This is a genomic window from Arthrobacter sp. yr096 (genome assembly GCF_900108925.1).
Classification (GTDB): Bacteria; Actinomycetota; Actinomycetes; order Actinomycetales; family Micrococcaceae; genus Arthrobacter.
In genome coordinates this window covers 115,190-133,017 of the sequence record NZ_FNYI01000006.1, presented here as the reverse complement: position 1 = coordinate 133,017, position 17,828 = coordinate 115,190, and the positions used below count along the sequence as shown (strand labels likewise).

Genomic DNA, 17,828 nt, shown 5'->3' with positions numbered 1-17,828 from the left:
CTCAAGCATCTCAGGGGTAGTGCCCCAGCGACACAGTTTTCCGTGCTGGGGAACTTCCGTGCGGGAGGCGCGTCCGGCATGAAGGGGGCCTTGAGCTTTCTCTGTTAGATTCGTGACAGTGCCCACACTTTTGTGGGCGGGCAGTTGTCTGGCATAGCCAGCGGGGGACACACATAAAGGAATAGCCGATGGCTCAAGACGAGGGCTCTCTCTCACCCGGTGGCGGGGCGGATGACGCACGCCAGCATGGCAATGATGCAACACCCTGTGCGGATGACCTGACCATGCGCGAGCAGGTCAAGGACATCATCGAATCCATCCTCGCCGATTCCGAGCCCCGCAGCGAAAGGGCAAGGAACAAGCTCCGGGCGCTGATTGAGTCCCGGCCCGAGGATCCTGAGGGAGCCCTGCTGGAGCATCTGCTGGAAACCCGCAAGGAGACCGCTGCTGCGTCCCCCGTCCCGGTACAGCGGGAGCCTGCCAGCCTGCACCTGGAATCGGCGGATGCGGCAAGGACTGTGTCTGTTCCGGTCAGCCACGAAGTGCGCGAAGGCATCCAGGCGATCCTGGCTGACAAGCTGCTGCTGACGGCCTTCCAGCCCGTTCACGCACTGCCGGGCGGTGACGTGGTGGGCGTGGAAGCACTGACCCGATTCGTCGGCGAAGATGGGGCCGGCGCCGATGTCTGGTTCAACGAGGCCGCAGCCGCCGGTTTGGGCACCGAGCTGGAAATTGCCGCCCTGCACTGCGCCCTGACAGCGGCGCACGAGGTTCCCGACACCATGTCAGTAGCACTGAACCTCACCCCCGCCACCTCCAGCGACCCCCGGGTGCGGAACCTGTTGGCCGCGGCAGCCCTGGCCCCTGACAGGATCATCGTTGAACTTACCGGCAGCCTGGAAGCGGTTGAAGGCCAAACCGGCGACGCCGGGCTGGGACCATTGCGCGCGTTGGGGTTGCGCCTGGCCATCAGTGCCTCGGGAGCCGCATTGGTGTCCTTTGAACGGATTGAACAACTGCGCCCGGACATCATCAAACTGGACCGCCACCTCATTGAAGGAATCGAACGCAACGAGGGCCAGAAAATCCGGGCCAAGGCAATCGTTGAGCTGGCCCGTGAAATAGGTGCCCAAGTCCATGCGCAGGGCATCGAAACGGCCGAGGAACTTGAGGAAGTTGCCGCGCTGAACGTCACCGCTGCGCAGGGCTACCTCCTGGGGCGTCCCTCGGTCCACCCGCTGGATTGGTCAGCGTGGAGCATTCGGGCGCAGACGGAAGCCCAACCCGCAGGCTAGCCGGGGTCTAAGAGGTTCCTGGGATCGTTGCCCACATAGGTTCCCGGTGGCATCGCAGCACCAAAGACCGGGCCGGGCAGTGGCCGCTTGGGGTGTCGGCCGTCGTCGGCATCCCGTTGCGTCAGGCGGCGCACCACCCACGGAAAAAGGTGTTCACGCGCCCAGATGATGTCGCCGGAGCGGGCTTCGCGCCAGCTGCGTTCGGGCAGCGCCTTGGGGATCAGCGGTTCCAGCGAATGTGGGACATTCAGGGTATCCAGCACCATGACGGCGATGGTGTGCTGGCCCAGCGGGGAGAAATGGAGTCTGTCCGGATCCCACATGCGGGGATCCGTGAGTTGGCGTAGCGCCCAGAGATCGGCCACCACGGCGTCATGGCGGGCGGCGACCACCCGGATGTTCTCGTTATAGATGGCCACCTTGCCGCGGGTCCGGCCCAGCACCGGCGTCGCACCCCAATCGGGACCCGTGAACAGCAGGATGGTTGCCCCGGTGGTGGCCAGGGCTTCCACGCCGGCGTCCAGTTCCAGTGCGAGTTTATCGGGGTCGGTCCTGTGGAACAGGAGATCATTGCCCCCGGCGTTAAGGGTGATCAGATCGGGCTGCAAGGCCAGCGCGGGAGCTACCTGCTCATCGAGGATCTGGCGGAGCAACCGTCCGCTGATGGCCAGATTGGCATAGGCAAAATCCTGGTGTCCCACGCTCAGTTCTTCGGCCACCCGGTCCGACCAACCGCGAAGTCCCCCTGGACTGCGCGGCTCGGGATCGCCCACGCCTTCAGTGAAGGAATCACCCAAGGCCACATAGCGGCTCCACGGGTGCGGGCCAGCCCCGAAGTTACCGGAACCACCCTGCGCCGGACCTGCGGCATTGTGGGCGTTCATCCACCCATAGTGCGCCTACTGGACACACATGGCTATGGGTGGCGTGGCTTAGATCCACGGTGGTGCAGCCGGGACCTTTCCGGTGGTGGTGACGCCCGTGGCGCCGCGGCCTGTGGCCCATTCGACGACGGCGGGAAGGGGGCCGGTGATGATCGTCGGGTCCGCGGCACTGGTGTCGCCGAACGTGAGGCCGGCGCCGTTCCCGGCAGGGCTGGTGACCTTGATGAGGAGTCCGGTGTCGGTACCGCGGGTCTTCCAGGCGCCCGTGATGTCTTGGAGCAGACGTTCGAGGACCGGGGCAGGGATGTCGCTGAAACTGGCGCCGTTGTCCAGGTCTACGGCGTGGACCCAGACTTCGCGGGTGCGCATCCACACGGTTTCCGTCGCCGGCACGGTGCGGCCTTGGGCGGTGCGGACCTGGTTGGCCCAGTTCGCGTCCGGGAGGTCGCGCCATTCAACGGACAGGTGCACCGCCGAGTGGTCGAAGAGATTCCGTAGGGCGATGGGGGAGAGAGTGGCGCCGAAATTGATGTCGTGGTTCCGCGCTTCGGGGGACGGATACATGGGCGTCTCTACTCCCGTGGCCGCCCATTCCACCAAACGTGCAATCGCGCGGGCGTTGTAGCCCACATGTGCCAGAATGTGGCGGCGGGTCCAGTCCGGAAGGAGGGTGCCGCCGTCGAGCTCTGCGTCGGTGAGCTCGTTGAGTTTCCGGGCGAAGAACGCGGTGCCCCGCCGGGCCTGCAGGAGGTCTTCCTGCAGGCCCGGATCGGTGGTGAGGTCGTGGCGGGCTGCCATCAGGCTTCCTTGACCACGCGGTTGTTCAGCTGGCCCAGGCCGTCGATGGTGGTGACCAGGAGCTGGCCTTCCTGCAGGTACCTTTTGGGGTCCTGGGCGTGGCCTACACCGCCGGGGGTGCCGGTGGCGATCACGTCCCCGGGGTTGAGCGTGATGATGGTGGAGATGTAGGAGACCAGGAATTCGGGGGTGAAGACGAGGTCGCCGGTGGGGGTGGACTGCTGGACCTCTCCGTCCACGGCCGAGGTCATGAGCGGGCCGGCAGTGAATTCGTCCTTGGTGACCAGGGCAGGACCGAACGGGGTGGAGTTCTCCCAGGTTTTGCCTTGGAGCCATTGGATGGTGCGGAACTGGTAGTCGCGCATGGAGACGTCGTTCAGGACCGCGTACCCGGCGATGTGCTCCGCGGCGTCGGCCTCGGTGATCCGGCGGCCTTTCTTGCTGATGATCACGGCGAGTTCGGCTTCCCAGTCCACGGTGTCCGATTCCTGCGGCAAGGCGAGGTCATCGTTCGGGCCGATCAGGGATTCCTGGTACTTGGCGAACAAGGTGGGGTACTCCGGGATCTCCCGGCCCATTTCCTTGATGTGGTTGCGGTAGTTGTGGCCGACGCAGATGATCTTCCCGGGTTCGGGCACGACGGCGGCGAGGTCGGCGTCGTCGGCCGCGTGCGTTGCGCCGTTGGCCGCCTTGGCCTTTTGTTCCCAGGCAGGGTCGGCCAGCAGCGCGCCGACATCGGCGAACCCGGGGATTTCGGTGAGGGTGTCGCCGTCCTGGCGGACAGCCACGGTGCCTTTACCGTCGGCGGTTTCGGTGCGGAGGGTGAGCAGTCTCATTTACTTGCGTCCTTCGGTGTAGCTGCGGTTGAAGTTCAGTCGTTCAAAGATGGGGGCGTCGCTGAAACGGAACAGATCAAACCCTGGCTGGTCGTTGTCTGCCGTCAGGGACCATTCCTGCCAGGACGGGACCACGAACAGGTCGCCCTTGGCCAGCTGTTTGTTTTCGCCGTTAAGGACTACGGTGCCCGTGCCCTCAAAGACCTGCCAGACGCTGGAGCCAACCTCGCGCAGTGGTTCGGTTGAGGCGCCGGCGCGGAGACGATGGAACTCGGCCCGGATGGTGGGCATGACATCCCCGCCCGTGGTGGGGTTCGAGTACCGGATGGCGGCGTGGCCCTGGGACACCGTGGCCGGGTGGCCCTCGTCCTCCAGCAACAATTGCTCACGCAGGGCGGCGTCGGTGTGTTCCCAGCGGTACGCGGCGATGGGGGAGTTGGTGGTGTCATCCAGACCGGAGAGGGGCCGGAGGCCGGGGTGTGCCCAAAGCCGTTCGGAGCGGGAAATATCCGGGGTGGCTTCGTCAGTGACGCGTTCGGTGCCGAACTCGAAGAACCCGGCATCGGCGTAGTGCACGAACGGGATGTCCAAGCCGTCGATCCAGGCCATCGGCTGGTCGGTGTCGTTGTGGTGGCCATGGAAGTTCCAGCCCGGGGTCAGCAGGAAGTCGCCACGTCGCATGGCCACCGGGTCCCCGTTCACCACGGTCCACACACCCTCTCCCTCCACCACAAAACGGAACGCGTTTTGGGAGTGCCGGTGCTCGGGGGCCACCTCGTGCGGGCCGAGGTACTGGATCGCGGCCCACAACGTGGGCGTCGCGTACGGGGTGCCGGCAAGGCCGGGGTTGGCCAGGGCTATGGCCCGCCGCTCGCCACCCCGGCCCACCGGAACCAGATCCCCGGCACGGGCAGCCAGCGGGTACAGGTCATTCCAACGCCACACATGCGGGACGGCCTTGGGCGTGGGGACCATCGGCATCAAATCACCGATCTCCGTCCACAACGGCACCATGTTGCCCGCGGCGAAGTCCTTGTAGAGCTGCTCCAACTGGGCAGCTTCCTCCGGAGTCGGTTCCGGCAGGGCGTGGCTCGCAGCCACAGATTCATGGGTCGTGTTCTCGGCGCTGATGGACACGTAAGCCTCCTCGGTAGGGTCCGGACAGATGTGGCGTTTGTTCGACCCTAGGGAGGCATGATCAAGACTCCCAGAAGATTCTGTTGTGCAGAATCTAGTGTTCAGGCTGGGCCGGGTTGGCGGCGATGTCGATCTCCACCTGCCGGCACGTTGAGCGCAGGGCGGCGACCAAACCGGCGTCGAACACTTTCCGGAAGCGCGTGGCGGGCGTCGCGATGCTCAGTGCCCCCACCACGTGGCCGTCCCGGTTGTGGAGTGCCATGCCGAGTGCGCTGACGCCTTCCTCCGTGCCCTCGAAGTTGGCCGCGAAACCGTTGCCGCGGATGCTGTCCAGCTCGCGGAGAAAGGCGGGGTACCCGGCGTCCGGAATGGTGTCCCCACCGATCTCCGCGTTGTGGCTGCGGAAGAGTTGCTCGATCATGGAGGGTTCCAGCTCGGCGAGCATCACTTTGCCGCCGGAGGTCTTGTCGGCCGGCATTACTGTGCCCTGGCGGTCTCCGATGCGCAGCACATTGCTGCCTTCAACCGTGGCCAGGAAGCGCACCTTGGTGCCCACGCGGACCATCAGGTTGACCGTCTCATCCAGTTGAGCGGAGAGGAGTTCCATGTGGGGCTGGGCAATGTCGCGCAGCAGCCGGGTCCAGCTGAGTCCGGCCGGGCCCACACCCATGGCCGGGCCGGGGACGTAGCGCCGGTTCTCGTCCTGGACCGCGAAGCCCCGGTAAACCAGCATCGCCAGGAGGCGGTGGGCAGTTGAGGGAGCCACGCCAAGCTCCGCCGCCGCGTCCTTGAGGCGAAGGGCGCCGCCGTCCCGGAGGAGCTGAAGGAGTTGCAGGGCGTTATCCACGGCCTCGATTGAATAGGTGGGCCGCTTCTGCACGGGTTTTCGGGCGGAGGCCGCAGTTTTTCTGGTGGAGGGCCCTGCTGATTTGTTCTGCACAACAGAATTGTATGGTGCTCCCTTTGCAAGAGACCGGACAGTGGTGGGATGAATCACACACTCCCCGATGCAGCGTCGCAAGGGCAAGCTTCCGGAGCCGTCATTGCTGACGCTCCCGGCGAAGCGCCACGCATTTCCAAAGCTTCAGCGCTGGCCGTCCTGGTCTGCTGGTTGCTGGTGGTCTTTGACGGCTACGACCTCATTGTGTACGGCACCGTCCAGTCGTCCCTGATTTCGGAGACTGGCTGGGGCCTGAGCAAGGCAACCGCCGGAACCATCGGCTCCATGGCCTTCCTCGGCATGATGATCGGCGCCATCTTCGCGGGCCGCATGGCCGATTCCTGGGGGCGGCGCAAAACGATCCTGGGTTGCGCAATCGTGTTCTCCGTTTTCACCATCCTCTGCGCCTTTGCACCCAACGCGGCCGTCTTCGGAGCATTGCGGCTCCTCGCGGGCATCGGACTCGGAGGGTTGGTTCCGTCCGCCAATGCCTTGGTTGCAGAACTGGTTCCGGCCACGTGGCGCTCCACCATTGCCACGCTCATGATGTCCGGCGTCCCGATTGGCGGCTCCCTTGCAGCTTTGGTAGGTATCCCCCTGATTCCGGCATTCGGCTGGCAGGCAATGTTCCTGGTGGCAGTACTGGCTCTGGTGATCGTGGTGCCTCTCGGGCTGAAATACATCCCGGAGACGCTGGTGCGCACCGGATCCACAGGCAAAACCTCCAAGGAACCCGCCGGATTCGGCTCACTGCTCCGGGCGCCCTACCTCGGCATCAGCCTACTTTTCGCCCTGGCCACCATCGCCACCCTGTTCGCCTGGTACGGCCTGGGTACCTGGCTGCCCAACCTCATGCAGTTGGCCGGCTACAACCTCGGATCGGCGTTGACCTTCGCGTTGGCGCTGAACCTGGGCGCAGTAGCCGGTTCGGTCATCACAGCCTGGGCGGGCACACGTTTCGGTCCGATTCCGACGGCGATAGCGGCAGCCGCCGTCGCCGCCGTCGGGCTTTCGGTCCTCTTGGCAAGCCCGCCGGTGACTGTTGTCTATCTGGCGCTGGTGCTGGCTGGCGTCGGAACCCATGGCACGCAGTGCCTCATCATCGCGGCTGTTGCCAGCCACTACCCTGACCACCTGCGCGGGACCGCGCTGGGTTGGGCGCTTGGCACGGGCCGCATCGGCGCCGTCGTCGCACCGCAGGTGGGTGGCCTGCTGCTGGCGGCCGGGTTGGGCGTCAACTCCAACTTCCTGGCGTTCGCCGGTGCCGCCGCCATCGCAGCGGTTCTGCTGGCCGCCGTCAGATTCACCATCAAAACCAAAATCTCCCAAGGAGCAAGCAATGTCTGAGCAGTCAATGTCCACCGATGTCCTGGTGGTGGGAGGGGGCATGGCCGGGTTGGCCGGTGCCTTGGCCCTCCGCGAAAACGGCGCGAACGTCACGCTGGTGGAGCGGGCGCCGGAGTTCGGCGAGGTGGGCGCGGGGCTGCAGATGGCCCCCAACGCCTCCCGTGTCCTGAAGCGGTGGGGCCTTCTGGAGAAGGCGCTGGAGATCGGGGTGCAGCCCAAGCATCTGGTCTTCCGGGATGCCGTGACGGGTGAAGAGCTGACCAGGCAATCTCTGCGCGGCGAGTTTGAAGAACGGTACGGCGCCCCGTACGTGGTGATCCACCGCAGCGACCTGCACCGGGTGCTCCTGGAAGGATGTGAAGCGGCCGGCGTGAAGCTGGTGAACGACGTCATGGTGGACAACGTGGAAACCTTGAACGGACGGGGCATCGTGCATACCGCGGCCGGTGTGGATTATGAAGCGGACGTGGTGATCGGGGCGGACGGACTCAAGTCAACGCTCCGTTCGCTGGTGGCCTCCGATGAACCGGTCTCCTCCGCCTACGTCGCCTACCGCGGCACCGTTCCCATTACCTCTGAGACTCCGGCCACCGACCTCGAGGACGTTGTGGTCTACCTCGGCCCCGACTGCCACCTGGTGCAGTACCCGCTGCGTAAGGGCGAACTGCTGAACACGGTGGCCGTCTTCAAGTCACCATCCTTTGAGCGCGGTGAAGAGCAGTATGGGGGAGTGGACGAGCTCCAGGCCGCCTACAAGGACTGCATTCCCGCAGTGCAGGCAGCCCTTGCGAACCTGGGCACCAGCATCCGCTGGCCCATGTACGACCGCGACCCGATCGAAAACTGGGTGGCCGGCCGCATGGTGCTTCTGGGCGACGCCGCCCACCCCATGCTTCAGTACCTTGCCCAAGGCGCCTGCCAGGCCCTCGAAGACGCCGCCGTCTTGCAGGACGTCACTGCCGGCACCGTTTTCACGGCCGACGGCGTCAATCCGGCCGCGTGGGACGGCGCCCTGGCCGCATTCAATTCCGCGCGTGCCGCCCGGACCGCCCGCGTACAGCGCACTGCCCGCATCTGGGGTGAATCCTGGCACGTCTCCGGCCTGGGCCGAACCCTGCGCAACCTGCTGTTCAAGAGCCGGAAGGACAATGATTTCCAGTACAACGACTGGCTCTACGGGCAGTCCGGCGAAGGCCTGCCGGCGCCGATGGCTCCGCGGGTGGACAGCAAGGCCGTCGCTTAGCACCACGGGGGCAGGGCTTACTGAAGGCCGGGTTTGCCGAAGATCAGGCTGACGTTCTGGCCGCCAAATCCGAAGGAGTTGGACAGTGCTGTGAGAGGTGTTCCGTGGCGCTGCTCGGTGATAGGGCGCGGCTCGGTGATACGGCGCGGCGCGGTAACCAGGTCCAGCCGGATATCCGGGTCCACGTTTCCGGGATGGAGGTTGCGGGTGGGAGGGATGATCCCCTGCGCAACGCTCCGTGCCGCGATGATGGCTTCGACAGCGCCGGCGGCCCCGAAGAGGTGTCCAAGGGATGCCTTGGGTGCAGTTACGGGGATGGTGTCGCTGAAGATGGCCCTAATGGCCTTCGCCTCAGCAAGGTCGCCCAGGGAGGTGCCTGTGGCGTGGGCATTGATGTGACCCACCTCCGCAGCGTTCATGCCGGCGTCGCTGAGGGCTTTGGTGATGGCGGTGATCTGGCCTTGGCCATCGTCCGCTGGTGCCGTCATGTGGAAGGCATCGGAGGCGATTCCCACTCCGCGCAGGACCGCATGGACAGTGGCGCCGCGCGCCAGTGCATGCTCGGCGCTTTCGAGCACAACGATGCCTGCTCCCTCGCCGAGGACGAAGCCGTCGCGGTCGGAGGCAAAGGGTCGTGATGCGGAAGCCGGGTCTGCCGCGAGGGTCGAGAGGGCCCTCGTTTGCAGGAAGGCAGCCACGGTGAAGGGCGTAATGGCGGCTTCGGCGCCACCGGCAATGACTACATCAGCTTCGCCGGAGCGGATCAGCCTGGCGGCCAGGGCTATTGCTTCGGCGCCGGAGGAACACGCTGAGACCGGGGTGTATGAACCTGCTTTGGCGCCATAGCGGATGCTTACTGCCGCGGCGGGTCCGTTGGCCATGAGCATTGGTACGGCGCGTGGGGAGACGCGGCGTTGTCCGCGGTTCTCCAGGGTGTCGTCCTCCCGGAGCAGTGTGCCGATTCCGCCCACGCCTGTTCCGATGGCTACAGCCAGCCGGGTGCCGTCCACCTTTGGTGAGCCAGCATCCGCCCAGGCTTCTGCCGCGGCAACCATGGCGGCCTGCTGAACCCGGTCCAGCCTTTTGGCTTCGACGGCGTCAAGGCCGTTGGCGGGGTCGGTAGCCATGGGCGCGGCGATGGTTACCGGGAGTCCGCTGTCCCGCAGCATCTCCTGCCCGACGTCGCGAACCCCTGAAACGCCCTCAAGGAGGGCGGCCCAGGTGCTCTCGACGGTGCCTCCCAACGGCGTGGTGGCGCCCAGTCCTGTCACTGCGATATCTCGTGCCCTCATGGCAACTCCCTTTCTTGTATGGCATACAAGATATCCAGATAATTGTATGAAGTACAATTTTGCTTATGACCGCAGAGCTTCCCTCATGACCGCAGAGCGCAAGGGTAAACGCCAACCGGGTGGCCCAACCCAAGCCCGTGGCCACTCGACCAGGGGCCGGATCCTGGACAGCGCGGTCAAGCTCTACCTCGCCAGTTCCTCCGCTGAGGTGAGCGTGGCGGCGATTGCCGCCGATGCCGGGGTCTTTCCCAACCAGGTGACGTACTACTTTGGTTCCAAGGACTCGCTCTTCATCCACGCAGCTTTCCTGGCGTTGCTCCACGACGCGGAGCGCGTTGAGTCGATCGGGCGCAGCGCCGGAAGTCCCGAATCATTCCGCAGGAACATGGCCCGCACAGCCTTGATGCTCCCGTCCATGCCGCTGGTGGTGCGCGCCCTGGCCGTGGGAACATCCCGCCCTGCCCTCGCTGCAGTGGTGGACCAGCATCTGAATCTGCTGTTCCGTCAGTCCGGCCGCTACCTTGCGCGAATCCTGAACCACAGGGACTGGGAAGTGGAACGGCCGCTGCATGTGGAAATCAGGACGTTTTGGAGCGCAGCTTTCGGAGCCATCCTTCTTTCGCAGGCCGGTGTCACGGGCTCCGGAAGCGACGTGGACCTGGCCGGCACGTTGACGGTTCGTGGTCGGTCAGAGCCCGGCAGCTAAGACGTCAACCGATGGGAAAGACCAGTAGCGAACCGCTGGCCGTCGCCACCACCTTGCCCTTCGCATCCGTGACGGTCCCGTCCGCGAAAGCCACACGGTTGCCCGGCTTCGTCACGACGCCAACGCATGTCAGCGGACCTGAGCCCGCATGGACGGGGCGAAGGTAGTTCACTTTGATTTCGATGGACGTGTAGCCCATACCTTGGGGGAGCGTGGTCTGGACGGCGCAACCCAGTGCTGAATCCAGCAGGGTGCACACCAGTCCGCCATGAACCGTCCCCAGGGGGTTGTAGTGGGATTCATCCGGTTGGCAGGTAAACGTTGCTGTTCCCTGGCCCGCTTCCACCAGCGTCATGTTCATCAGGTGGTTCATGGGCGGTGGAGGCAGGGTGTTGCCCATCATTGAGCGCAAATATTCCAGGCCACTCATGCTGGGCATGGCTGCCACTCCATCGGCCGGGTCCTGCCATGTGATCATGCGCTGGCGTTCCGTCTGAGAATGGCCGTCTGTCACTGGTGCACCCCTCAGTAAGTGGCTTTGCTGTAGCGATGGAGCGGTACCGCAGTACGCGGACGCCTGTCTCAGAGTGTAGTTCTCCGCAAGCTACGTCCCCATCAGTTTGCGCATCTGTTCCCCGGCATCGCTCCCGGGTGCAGGGGTGTAGACCACGATGTGCAGGTCCGGCCGGTCCGAAGGCGATACTTGATGGTGTTCCAGTTGCAGCACGCCAACCGCCGGATGGTGGAACTGGCGCTCGCGGGACTCGAAGCCCAGGATGTCGTAGCGGGCCCAGCTTTCCTGGAACTCCGGGCTGGCCTCCTTGAGCCGCTCCACCTGGTATTCGACGTCGGGATCACCCAGCCGCTGCCCGGTTTCGGCCCTGAACTCTGCCAGGAATCTCTTGCTGGTGACATCCCAGTCGGGCAGGAGATCGCGGATGTAGGGGTCGGTGAAGACGAGCCACAGGAGGTTCCGGTCCGAGGCATCGAAGGTGCCGATGTTGGGGTACAGCGCCTCGTAAGCCCGATTCCAGCCGGCAATGCCCCAATCCGGGGACAAAGCGTACGAGGGATTAGGGTCCAAGGCGTCCAGGAGTCGCTGCACATGCGCAGGAGCATCGGCCGCCACCGGACCCTTCGGCGGAGCGGACGAGTAGCCGCCCAGGGAAAGCACATAGCTCAACCCGGTGTCAGAGAGATGCAGCGCCCGGGCAATGGACTCGAGGACCTGCCGTGAGGGACTGATATCCCGGCCCTGCTCCAGCCAGGTGTACCAGGTGACGCTGACCCCGGACAGGAAGGCGATCTCCTCCCGGCGCAGCCCGCGCTCGCGGGATCGGCCTACCGGGGGCAGCCCGTAGTCCGAACGCAGGGCCTGGGTGCGGCGCGTCCTGAGGAAGAGCCCCAGCTCCTTGCGCCTCTCGTCTTTCACATCCCCAACACTATTACTCTGGTACTTTCACTACTAGTAGCAACACCGTCTTCCACCCGTCGTAGAAGAACAGCAGGATGGTATTCATGCCTGCACTACGCTCACGAACTGTCACCCATGGCCGCAACATGGCCGGCGCCCGCGCACTGCTGCGCGCCTCCGGCGTCGCCAACACGGACATCGGCAAGCCGATCATCGCCGTGGCCAACTCCTTCACCGAGTTCGTCCCCGGCCACACCCACCTCGCTCCCGTGGGCCGGATCGTCTCCGACGCCATCCTCGCCGCGGGCGCTGTGCCGCGCGAATTCAACACCATCGCCGTGGACGACGGCATTGCCATGGGCCACTCCGGCATGCTCTACTCCCTGCCTTCCCGCGACCTGATCGCCGACTCCGTTGAGTACATGGTCAACGCACACTGCGCCGATGCCCTGGTCTGCATCTCCAACTGCGACAAGATCACCCCGGGCATGCTCATGGCCGCCTTGCGCCTGAACATCCCGGTGGTGTTCGTCTCCGGTGGTCCCATGGAGGCCGGCCGCGTGACCCTGACCGACGGTTCCGTGCGCTCGCTGGACCTGGTGAATGCCATTGCCGATGCTGTGGACGAATCCATCTCCGATGAAGACATCAACCTCATCGAAGAGAACGCCTGCCCCACGTGTGGTTCCTGCTCGGGCATGTTCACCGCGAACTCGATGAACTGCCTGGCCGAAGCGATCGGCCTGGCACTGCCGGGCAATGGCTCCGTGCTGGCGACCCACACCGCCCGCAAGGCGCTGTACGAGAAGGCCGGCGCCACCGTCGTCGAGCTCGTGAAGCGCTATTACGACGGCGACGACGACTCCGTCTTGCCGCGTTCCATCGCCACCGCTGAGGCATTCGACAACGCGATGGCCCTGGACATCTCCATGGGCGGCTCCACCAACACTATCCTGCACCTGCTGGCCGCGGCCCAAGAGGCAGGCGTGGAGTATGGCCTGGCCGAGATGGATGCCAAGTCCCGTCAGGTGCCCTGCCTGGCCAAGGTGGCTCCAAACGTCGCCGGGGACAAGACCTATTACATGGAGGACGTGCACCGCGCCGGCGGCATCCCCGCACTGCTGGGTGAGCTGAACCGCGGCGGCCTCCTGCACAAGAACGTCCACTCCGTGCACTCCACCGACCTGGACGGCTGGCTGGACGACTGGGATATCCGCGGCGGCAAAGCCACTGAGGAAGCACAGGCCCTGTGGCACGCGGCTCCCGGTGGTGTCCGCTCCTCCACCGCGTTCTCGCAGTCGAACCAGTGGACCTCCCTGGACACCGATGCCGAGGGTGGCTGCATCCGTTCCGTGGAGCACGCCTTCTCCAAGGATGGCGGCCTGGCGGTTCTGCGCGGCAACGTGGCAGTGGACGGCGCTGTGGTGAAGACCGCGGGCGTGGACGAGTCCATCTGGATCTTCGAAGGCCCTGCAGTTGTGTGCGAGTCACAGGACGAGGCCGTGGAGAAGATCCTGAACAAGACCATCAAGGAAGGCGACGTAGTGGTGATCCGCTACGAAGGCCCCAGGGGTGGTCCCGGCATGCAGGAAATGCTGTACCCAACCAGCTTCCTCAAGGGCCGCGGCTTGGGCAAGAAGTGCGCCCTCATCACGGACGGCCGCTTCTCCGGCGGCACCTCGGGCCTGTCCATCGGGCACATCTCACCGGAAGCTGCCTCCGGCGGCACCATCGCCCTGGTGGAAAACGGCGACATCATCAGCATCGACATCACGCAGCGTTCCCTCCAGGTGCTGGTCTCCGACGAGATCCTCGCCGAACGCCGCGAAAAGCTCGAAGCCAACGGTGGTTACAAGCCGAAGGACCGCGAACGTCACGTGTCTCCAGCGCTTCGTGCCTACGCCGCCATGGCATTGTCTGCGGACAAGGGCGCCGTCCGCGACGTCTCACTGGTGGAAAACCTCTAGGGCAACGTTTCGCGCTTAAGCCGCCTGCCGGCGTCGTGCTTCTCTGAACGCACGACGCCGGTGGGCGGCTTTTGTTTACGGGACGAACCTGTAACCCATCCCGGGTTCAGTGATGAAGTGGCGTGGGGTACCCGGTTCAACTTCCAGCTTCCGGCGGAGTTGGGCCATGTACACGCGAAGGTAGTTGGCTTCCTTGGCGTATGCCGGGCCCCAGACCTCGGTGAGGAGTTGCTGCTGGGTGATCAGTTTGTCCGGATTGCGGACCATGATGTCCAGGATGTTCCATTCGGTAGGCGTCATTCTGACGTCCTGACCTGACTTGGTGATTTGCCTTTTTGCCAGGTCCACGGTGAATGAGCTGGTCTCGATGGTGGTGGTTTCCTCCCTTGAATCGGTGTTCCGCCGCAGGATGGCCCTGAGCCGTGCCAACAATTCGTCGAGTCCGAAAGGCTTGGTGATGTAGTCGTCGGCTCCGGCATCCAGTGCTTCCACCTTGTCGTTGGAGCCGTGCCGCGCTGACAGGACCAGGATGGGTACAGTGCTCCACTCGCGGAGGCGGGTGATCACCGTGGTGCCGTCGATGTCCGGCAAGCCGAGGTCAAGGATGACCACGTTGACTGGACGCTGGGCTGCAGCATGGAGTGCCGATTCGCCATCCATGGCTGTTGTGACGGTGTATCCATGGCCTTTGAGGGTGATGGCCAGGGCACGGACAATGTGGGGATCGTCGTCCACTACCAGGATGCTGTTCATGCCGGACGCCGTTCGCTGGAGGGTCTTTCGGGAGATGGCAGGGAGTACACGCCGGTGGACAACGGCAGCCGGATCACCATGGTCAAGCCGCCACCGGGAGTTTCTTCAGCAGTGAGGGTGCCGCCCATTGCCTCGGTGAAACCCTTGGCCACGGCGAGCCCCAATCCCACTCCAGTGGCGGCTGGGACATCGTCCAGTCGCTGGAAGGGTTGAAACATTTGCAGCACACTGGCGGCGGGGACTCCTTGGCCGTGGTCAATGATCCGCAGCTCGCTGGCTGGCTGTCCGGCCAATGTGGTGGTGCTGAGTCCACCGGCGGCGCCAACAATTACGATGTCGGAGTTCGGCGCGTACTTCACGGCGTTCTCCACGATGTTGGCGACCACGCGTTCAAGCATCCCGGCGTCGGCGTCCACCTCGGGCATGTTGGGGAGGAGATCCACCCGGACCCTTCCGGCCGGGACCCCGTGAAGTGCCGCCGGAATCACGTCGAACCAACGGAGCGGCTTGATCAGGGCGTTCACGGAATCGGAGGTAATGCGGGACATGTCCAGGAGGTTGCCCACCAGTACGTCCAGGCGATCCGAGCACTCATCGATGGTGGCCAGGAGCTCCTGTTCCTCCTGTTCGGTGTAACGGACTCCGGGTTGCCGCAGGCCGCCGACGGCCAGTTTGATGCCGGCCAAGGGGGTACGGAGGTCATGCGATACGGCGCGGAGAATGGAGGTGCGCATGGTGTTGCTTTCGGCCAGCCGCATGACTTCGCGGCGGCTTGCTGCAAGGTGTCGGCGTTCCAGCTGCGCTGAGAGATGCGAGCCAAAAGCACCGAGAAGGCGGCGGTCGCTCGCAGGGAGAACCCTGCCCGTAAGGACCAGCCGGGTGGTGGCATCGATCTGTTCAATGTTCTCGTTGTCTCCGGGGGCGTCATCGCCGGCCGCGGCTATGAGCCGCCATACGTCGTCGCCGGGAGCTGATTCGTCGCGGGGCGCTGACTCGTAGAGGGCAGCCCGGCGGACTTGGAAGACGTCCACGGCCTGCTCCAGCAGACCCACCACAGTGTCCTCGGCCGTAGTTGCTCCGCGGGTGAGATCGCCCAAGGTGGCTGCTTCCGATCGGGCCCGGGCGGCCTCCTTGGACCTCCTCGCTGAAAGGTCCACCACCACGGCCACAGCTGAGGACACGCCAGCGAAGACCAGCAGCGCCAACAGGTTCTGGGGATCGCTGATGGTCAGGGTGCCCAAGGGTGGGACAGAGAAGAAATTCACCAGGGCGCTGCTCCACAGGGCACCCAGCAACGCGGGCCACAGGCCGCCCACCAGCGCAACGGCAACAGAACCGCTGAGCTGTACCAGGACTGCCGTGGCGATGTTATGCGATGGGCTGGCGGCCAGCAGGAGTTGCAGCAGGACAGGCACCACAACGGCCATCGCAAAGCCCACCATCACCCGGACGCGGCCAAGGTCACGTGGCCGCGAGGGCTCCTTGCCCCGGCCACCCAGGGGGTGGGAGACCATGTGAACATCAATGTCGCCGGAGTCACGGACCACTTTGTTCCCCACGCCGCCGGTGAGCCGCCCGGCCAGGGCCTTCCGACGCGATACGCCCACCACGATCTGGGTGGCGTTGACGCTGCGGGCAAAGTCGAGCAAGGCCTTCGCGGGGTCCTCGCCAGCCACCGTGTGGTAGCTGCCGCCAAGGTCCCGGATGAGGGTGCGCTGGGCTTCCAACGCCTGCGGGGATTCGGCAGCAACGCCATCAGCCGCGCGAACATGGACGGCCAGAAGGTCGCCACCGTTGACGCGCTTGATGATCCTGGCGGCCCTGCGGATCAGGACCTCACCTTCAGGCCCCCCGGTCAATCCGATGACGATGCGTTCCCTGGCGGGCCAGCTCTCCTCGATCTGGTTTTCTTCACGGTACCTCGCCAGGCCTTCGTCCACCCGGTCCGCCAGCCACAGCAGGGCAAGCTCGCGGAGTGCCGTCAGGTTGCCCATCCGGAAGTAGTTGGACAGGGCCGCATCGATCTTGTCCGCGGTGTAGATCTTGCCGTCACCCAGCCGCTGCCTCAACAGTTCCGGTGAGATATCCACCAGATGGATCTGGTCGGCGCGGCGCACCACGTCGTCCGGGACAGTCTCCGCTTGGTGCACATCGGTGATGGCGCTGACCACGTCGCCCAAGGATGCCAGATGCTGGACGTTGACGGTGGAGAGGACATTGATGCCCGCTTCCAGCAGTTCCTCAATGTCCTCCCAGCGCTTGTGATTGCGGCTGCCCGGGATGTCGGTGTGCGCGTACTCGTCAACGATTGCGGTGTGGGGACGGCGTTCCAGGACTGCGTCCAGGTCCATCTCCTCAAACAAACTGCCGCGGTAGTCGATGCTCCGGGTGGGGATGACCTCGAGTCCCTGCGTCAGCGCGCGGGTGTCGGCGCGGCCGTGGTGCATGGCGAAGGCCACCACCACGTCCTCGCCGCGGCCAAGCAGCCTGTGGGCTTCCTCCAGCATGGCGTAGGTTTTGCCGACGCCAGGGGCAGCCCCCAGGAAAATTCTCAGTGTTGCCCGCGCCATAACGTCATTCTTCCACTCGGAACGGGCGCCTAATCATCATCGTGTCCGGCGGCTGCGACGTCCAGGTTCAGCAGCGTCACGTTCACCGAGGGCTGGCCCAGGAACGCTTCCAGTCCGCTGCTTGTCCGCTGGTCCACCAGCCCCTGCACAACGTCCGTGCTGAGCCCGTGGGCTGCAGCAACCCGGGCGATCTGGAGGTCCGCATACCCGCGTGAGATGTGTGGATCCAGGCCGGACCCGCTGGCCGTCACGGCATCGGCAGGCACCTCGGATTCACTGACGCCCTCAGCCTGGGCGACGGCCGCGCGGTTGGCGGCAACGGCGTCGAGCAGCTTTGCATCGTTGGGTCCCAGGTTGCTGGCCGATGACGACGCCGGATCCCACCCCACGGCCGACGGGCGCGCATGAAACCATGCTGGGTCCTGCGTGCCGGCGTCGTCTGCGGACACCTGGGAAATCAGGGCTGATGCGGCCGGGTTGCCCGCGGTGTCCTTGACCACGGAACCGTTTGCCTGGAAGGGCGCAATCAGCTGTCCGACCCCAAAAACCGCAAGCGGGTACAGGAGTCCCAGGACAACTGTGGCGAGGAGCAGGAACCGTGCGGCGGTGCCGGCCTGACGAAGATAACCGATAAACACGTTCATGG

At 64.9% G+C, this 17,828-nt stretch carries 16 protein-coding genes; 5 read left to right on the top strand and 11 right to left on the bottom strand.

Going from position 1 to position 17,828, the window contains the following annotated elements; all coding sequences use genetic code 11:
• Positions 1–188 precede the first annotated feature (188 nt).
• The gene (locus BMY91_RS16240; RefSeq protein WP_090823736.1) at positions 189–1,295 is read left to right on the top strand and encodes an EAL domain-containing protein; all 1,107 of its coding nucleotides are present in this window, start codon (positions 189–191) and stop codon (positions 1,293–1,295) included.
• Here the strand turns inward: BMY91_RS16240 and BMY91_RS16235 are convergent.
• The 5 genes from BMY91_RS16235 to BMY91_RS16215 all read right to left on the bottom strand — a co-directional run bounded on the left by BMY91_RS16235 (position 1,292) and on the right by BMY91_RS16215 (position 5,890).
• Positions 1,292–2,179, bottom strand: a complete 888-nt coding sequence (locus tag BMY91_RS16235; RefSeq protein WP_090823734.1) for an SGNH/GDSL hydrolase family protein — start codon at positions 2,177–2,179, stop codon at positions 1,292–1,294. The two genes, BMY91_RS16240 and BMY91_RS16235, sit on opposite strands and share 4 nt — an antisense overlap.
• Before the next feature lie 48 nt (positions 2,180–2,227).
• A complete protein-coding gene (locus tag BMY91_RS16230) occupies positions 2,228–2,977 on the bottom strand; it encodes a maleylpyruvate isomerase family mycothiol-dependent enzyme (protein ID WP_090823732.1) in 750 nt (249 codons plus the stop codon).
• The gene (locus BMY91_RS16225) at positions 2,977–3,813 is read right to left on the bottom strand and encodes a fumarylacetoacetate hydrolase family protein (RefSeq protein WP_090823731.1); all 837 of its coding nucleotides are present in this window, start codon (positions 3,811–3,813) and stop codon (positions 2,977–2,979) included. Before BMY91_RS16225 ends, BMY91_RS16230 begins: the two co-directional genes overlap by 1 nt.
• A complete protein-coding gene (locus tag BMY91_RS16220) occupies positions 3,814–4,950 on the bottom strand; it encodes a cupin domain-containing protein (RefSeq protein ID WP_090823729.1) in 1,137 nt (378 codons plus the stop codon). It abuts the gene before it with no gap.
• 94 nt (positions 4,951–5,044) lie between these two features.
• Positions 5,045–5,890, bottom strand: a complete 846-nt coding sequence (locus BMY91_RS16215) for an IclR family transcriptional regulator (protein ID WP_256212787.1) — start codon at positions 5,888–5,890, stop codon at positions 5,045–5,047.
• Positions 5,891–5,938: 48 nt separating this feature from the next.
• Here BMY91_RS16215 and BMY91_RS16210 point away from each other — a divergent pair, with 48 nt between their 5' ends.
• Positions 5,939–7,237, top strand: coding sequence for an MFS transporter (locus tag BMY91_RS16210; RefSeq protein WP_256212786.1), 1,299 nt, complete (start codon positions 5,939–5,941; stop codon positions 7,235–7,237).
• Complete coding sequence (locus BMY91_RS16205; protein ID WP_090823727.1) at positions 7,230–8,480, top strand: FAD-dependent oxidoreductase; 1,251 nt, start codon at positions 7,230–7,232, stop codon at positions 8,478–8,480. Before BMY91_RS16210 ends, BMY91_RS16205 begins: the two co-directional genes overlap by 8 nt.
• Positions 8,481–8,497: 17 nt before the next feature.
• Here BMY91_RS16205 and BMY91_RS16200 read toward each other — a convergent pair whose 3' ends face one another.
• Complete coding sequence (locus tag BMY91_RS16200; RefSeq protein WP_090823725.1) at positions 8,498–9,772, bottom strand: beta-ketoacyl-[acyl-carrier-protein] synthase family protein; 1,275 nt, start codon at positions 9,770–9,772, stop codon at positions 8,498–8,500.
• Between the two features lie 46 nt (positions 9,773–9,818).
• Between BMY91_RS16200 and BMY91_RS16195 the strand changes: the two genes are divergently transcribed.
• Entirely contained in the window at positions 9,819–10,478 is a 660-nt protein-coding gene (locus BMY91_RS16195) for a TetR/AcrR family transcriptional regulator C-terminal domain-containing protein (RefSeq protein ID WP_256212785.1), read from the top strand.
• Between the two features lie 4 nt (positions 10,479–10,482).
• Here BMY91_RS16195 and BMY91_RS16190 read toward each other — a convergent pair whose 3' ends face one another.
• Both BMY91_RS16190 and BMY91_RS16185 read right to left on the bottom strand, forming a co-directional pair.
• Positions 10,483–10,956 (bottom strand): PaaI family thioesterase, encoded by a 474-nt coding sequence (locus BMY91_RS16190; RefSeq protein ID WP_090823721.1) that lies wholly within the window; start codon positions 10,954–10,956, stop codon positions 10,483–10,485.
• 126 nt (positions 10,957–11,082) lie between these two features.
• On the bottom strand, positions 11,083–11,910 hold the full coding sequence (locus BMY91_RS16185) for a helix-turn-helix transcriptional regulator (protein ID WP_090823719.1): 828 nt from the start codon (positions 11,908–11,910) through the stop codon (positions 11,083–11,085).
• Positions 11,911–11,996: 86 nt separating this feature from the next.
• Between BMY91_RS16185 and ilvD the strand changes: the two genes are divergently transcribed.
• Entirely contained in the window at positions 11,997–13,859 is a 1,863-nt protein-coding gene (gene ilvD / locus BMY91_RS16180; protein WP_090823717.1) for a dihydroxy-acid dehydratase, read from the top strand.
• A gap of 75 nt (positions 13,860–13,934) precedes the next feature.
• Here ilvD and BMY91_RS16175 read toward each other — a convergent pair whose 3' ends face one another.
• The 3 genes from BMY91_RS16175 to BMY91_RS16165 are packed head-to-tail and all read right to left on the bottom strand — an operon-like array spanning position 13,935 to position 17,826.
• A complete protein-coding gene (locus tag BMY91_RS16175) occupies positions 13,935–14,612 on the bottom strand; it encodes a response regulator (RefSeq protein ID WP_090823715.1) in 678 nt (225 codons plus the stop codon).
• Positions 14,609–17,182: a DUF4118 domain-containing protein gene (locus BMY91_RS16170; RefSeq protein WP_090823713.1), complete on the bottom strand. Its 2,574-nt coding sequence runs from the start codon at positions 17,180–17,182 to the stop codon at positions 14,609–14,611. The genes BMY91_RS16175 and BMY91_RS16170 overlap by 4 nt, the downstream gene beginning before the upstream one ends.
• Before the next feature lie 29 nt (positions 17,183–17,211).
• Positions 17,212–17,826 (bottom strand): potassium-transporting ATPase subunit C, encoded by a 615-nt coding sequence (locus BMY91_RS16165; RefSeq protein ID WP_090823712.1) that lies wholly within the window; start codon positions 17,824–17,826, stop codon positions 17,212–17,214.
• Positions 17,827–17,828: the final 2 nt, after the last annotated feature.

Excerpts from the sequence above, each read along its gene's own strand:
- BMY91_RS16240 (WP_090823736.1), top strand. The coding sequence starts at position 189 with ATGGCTCAAGACGAGGGCTCTCTCTCACCCGGTGGCGGGGCGGATGAC.
- BMY91_RS16235 (WP_090823734.1), bottom strand. The coding sequence starts at position 2,179 with ATGAACGCCCACAATGCCGCAGGTCCGGCGCAGGGTGGTTCCGGTAAC.
- BMY91_RS16230 (WP_090823732.1), bottom strand. The coding sequence starts at position 2,977 with ATGGCAGCCCGCCACGACCTCACCACCGATCCGGGCCTGCAGGAAGAC.
- BMY91_RS16225 (WP_090823731.1), bottom strand. The coding sequence starts at position 3,813 with ATGAGACTGCTCACCCTCCGCACCGAAACCGCCGACGGTAAAGGCACC.
- BMY91_RS16210 (WP_256212786.1), top strand. The coding sequence starts at position 5,939 with ATGAATCACACACTCCCCGATGCAGCGTCGCAAGGGCAAGCTTCCGGA.
- BMY91_RS16205 (WP_090823727.1), top strand. The coding sequence starts at position 7,230 with ATGTCTGAGCAGTCAATGTCCACCGATGTCCTGGTGGTGGGAGGGGGC.
- BMY91_RS16200 (WP_090823725.1), bottom strand. The coding sequence starts at position 9,772 with ATGAGGGCACGAGATATCGCAGTGACAGGACTGGGCGCCACCACGCCG.
- BMY91_RS16195 (WP_256212785.1), top strand. The coding sequence starts at position 9,819 with ATGAAGTACAATTTTGCTTATGACCGCAGAGCTTCCCTCATGACCGCA.
- BMY91_RS16190 (WP_090823721.1), bottom strand. The coding sequence starts at position 10,956 with ATGATCACATGGCAGGACCCGGCCGATGGAGTGGCAGCCATGCCCAGC.
- ilvD (WP_090823717.1), top strand. The coding sequence starts at position 11,997 with ATGCCTGCACTACGCTCACGAACTGTCACCCATGGCCGCAACATGGCC.
- BMY91_RS16175 (WP_090823715.1), bottom strand. The coding sequence starts at position 14,612 with ATGAACAGCATCCTGGTAGTGGACGACGATCCCCACATTGTCCGTGCC.
- BMY91_RS16170 (WP_090823713.1), bottom strand. The coding sequence starts at position 17,182 with ATGGCGCGGGCAACACTGAGAATTTTCCTGGGGGCTGCCCCTGGCGTC.
- BMY91_RS16165 (WP_090823712.1), bottom strand. The coding sequence starts at position 17,826 with ATGAACGTGTTTATCGGTTATCTTCGTCAGGCCGGCACCGCCGCACGG.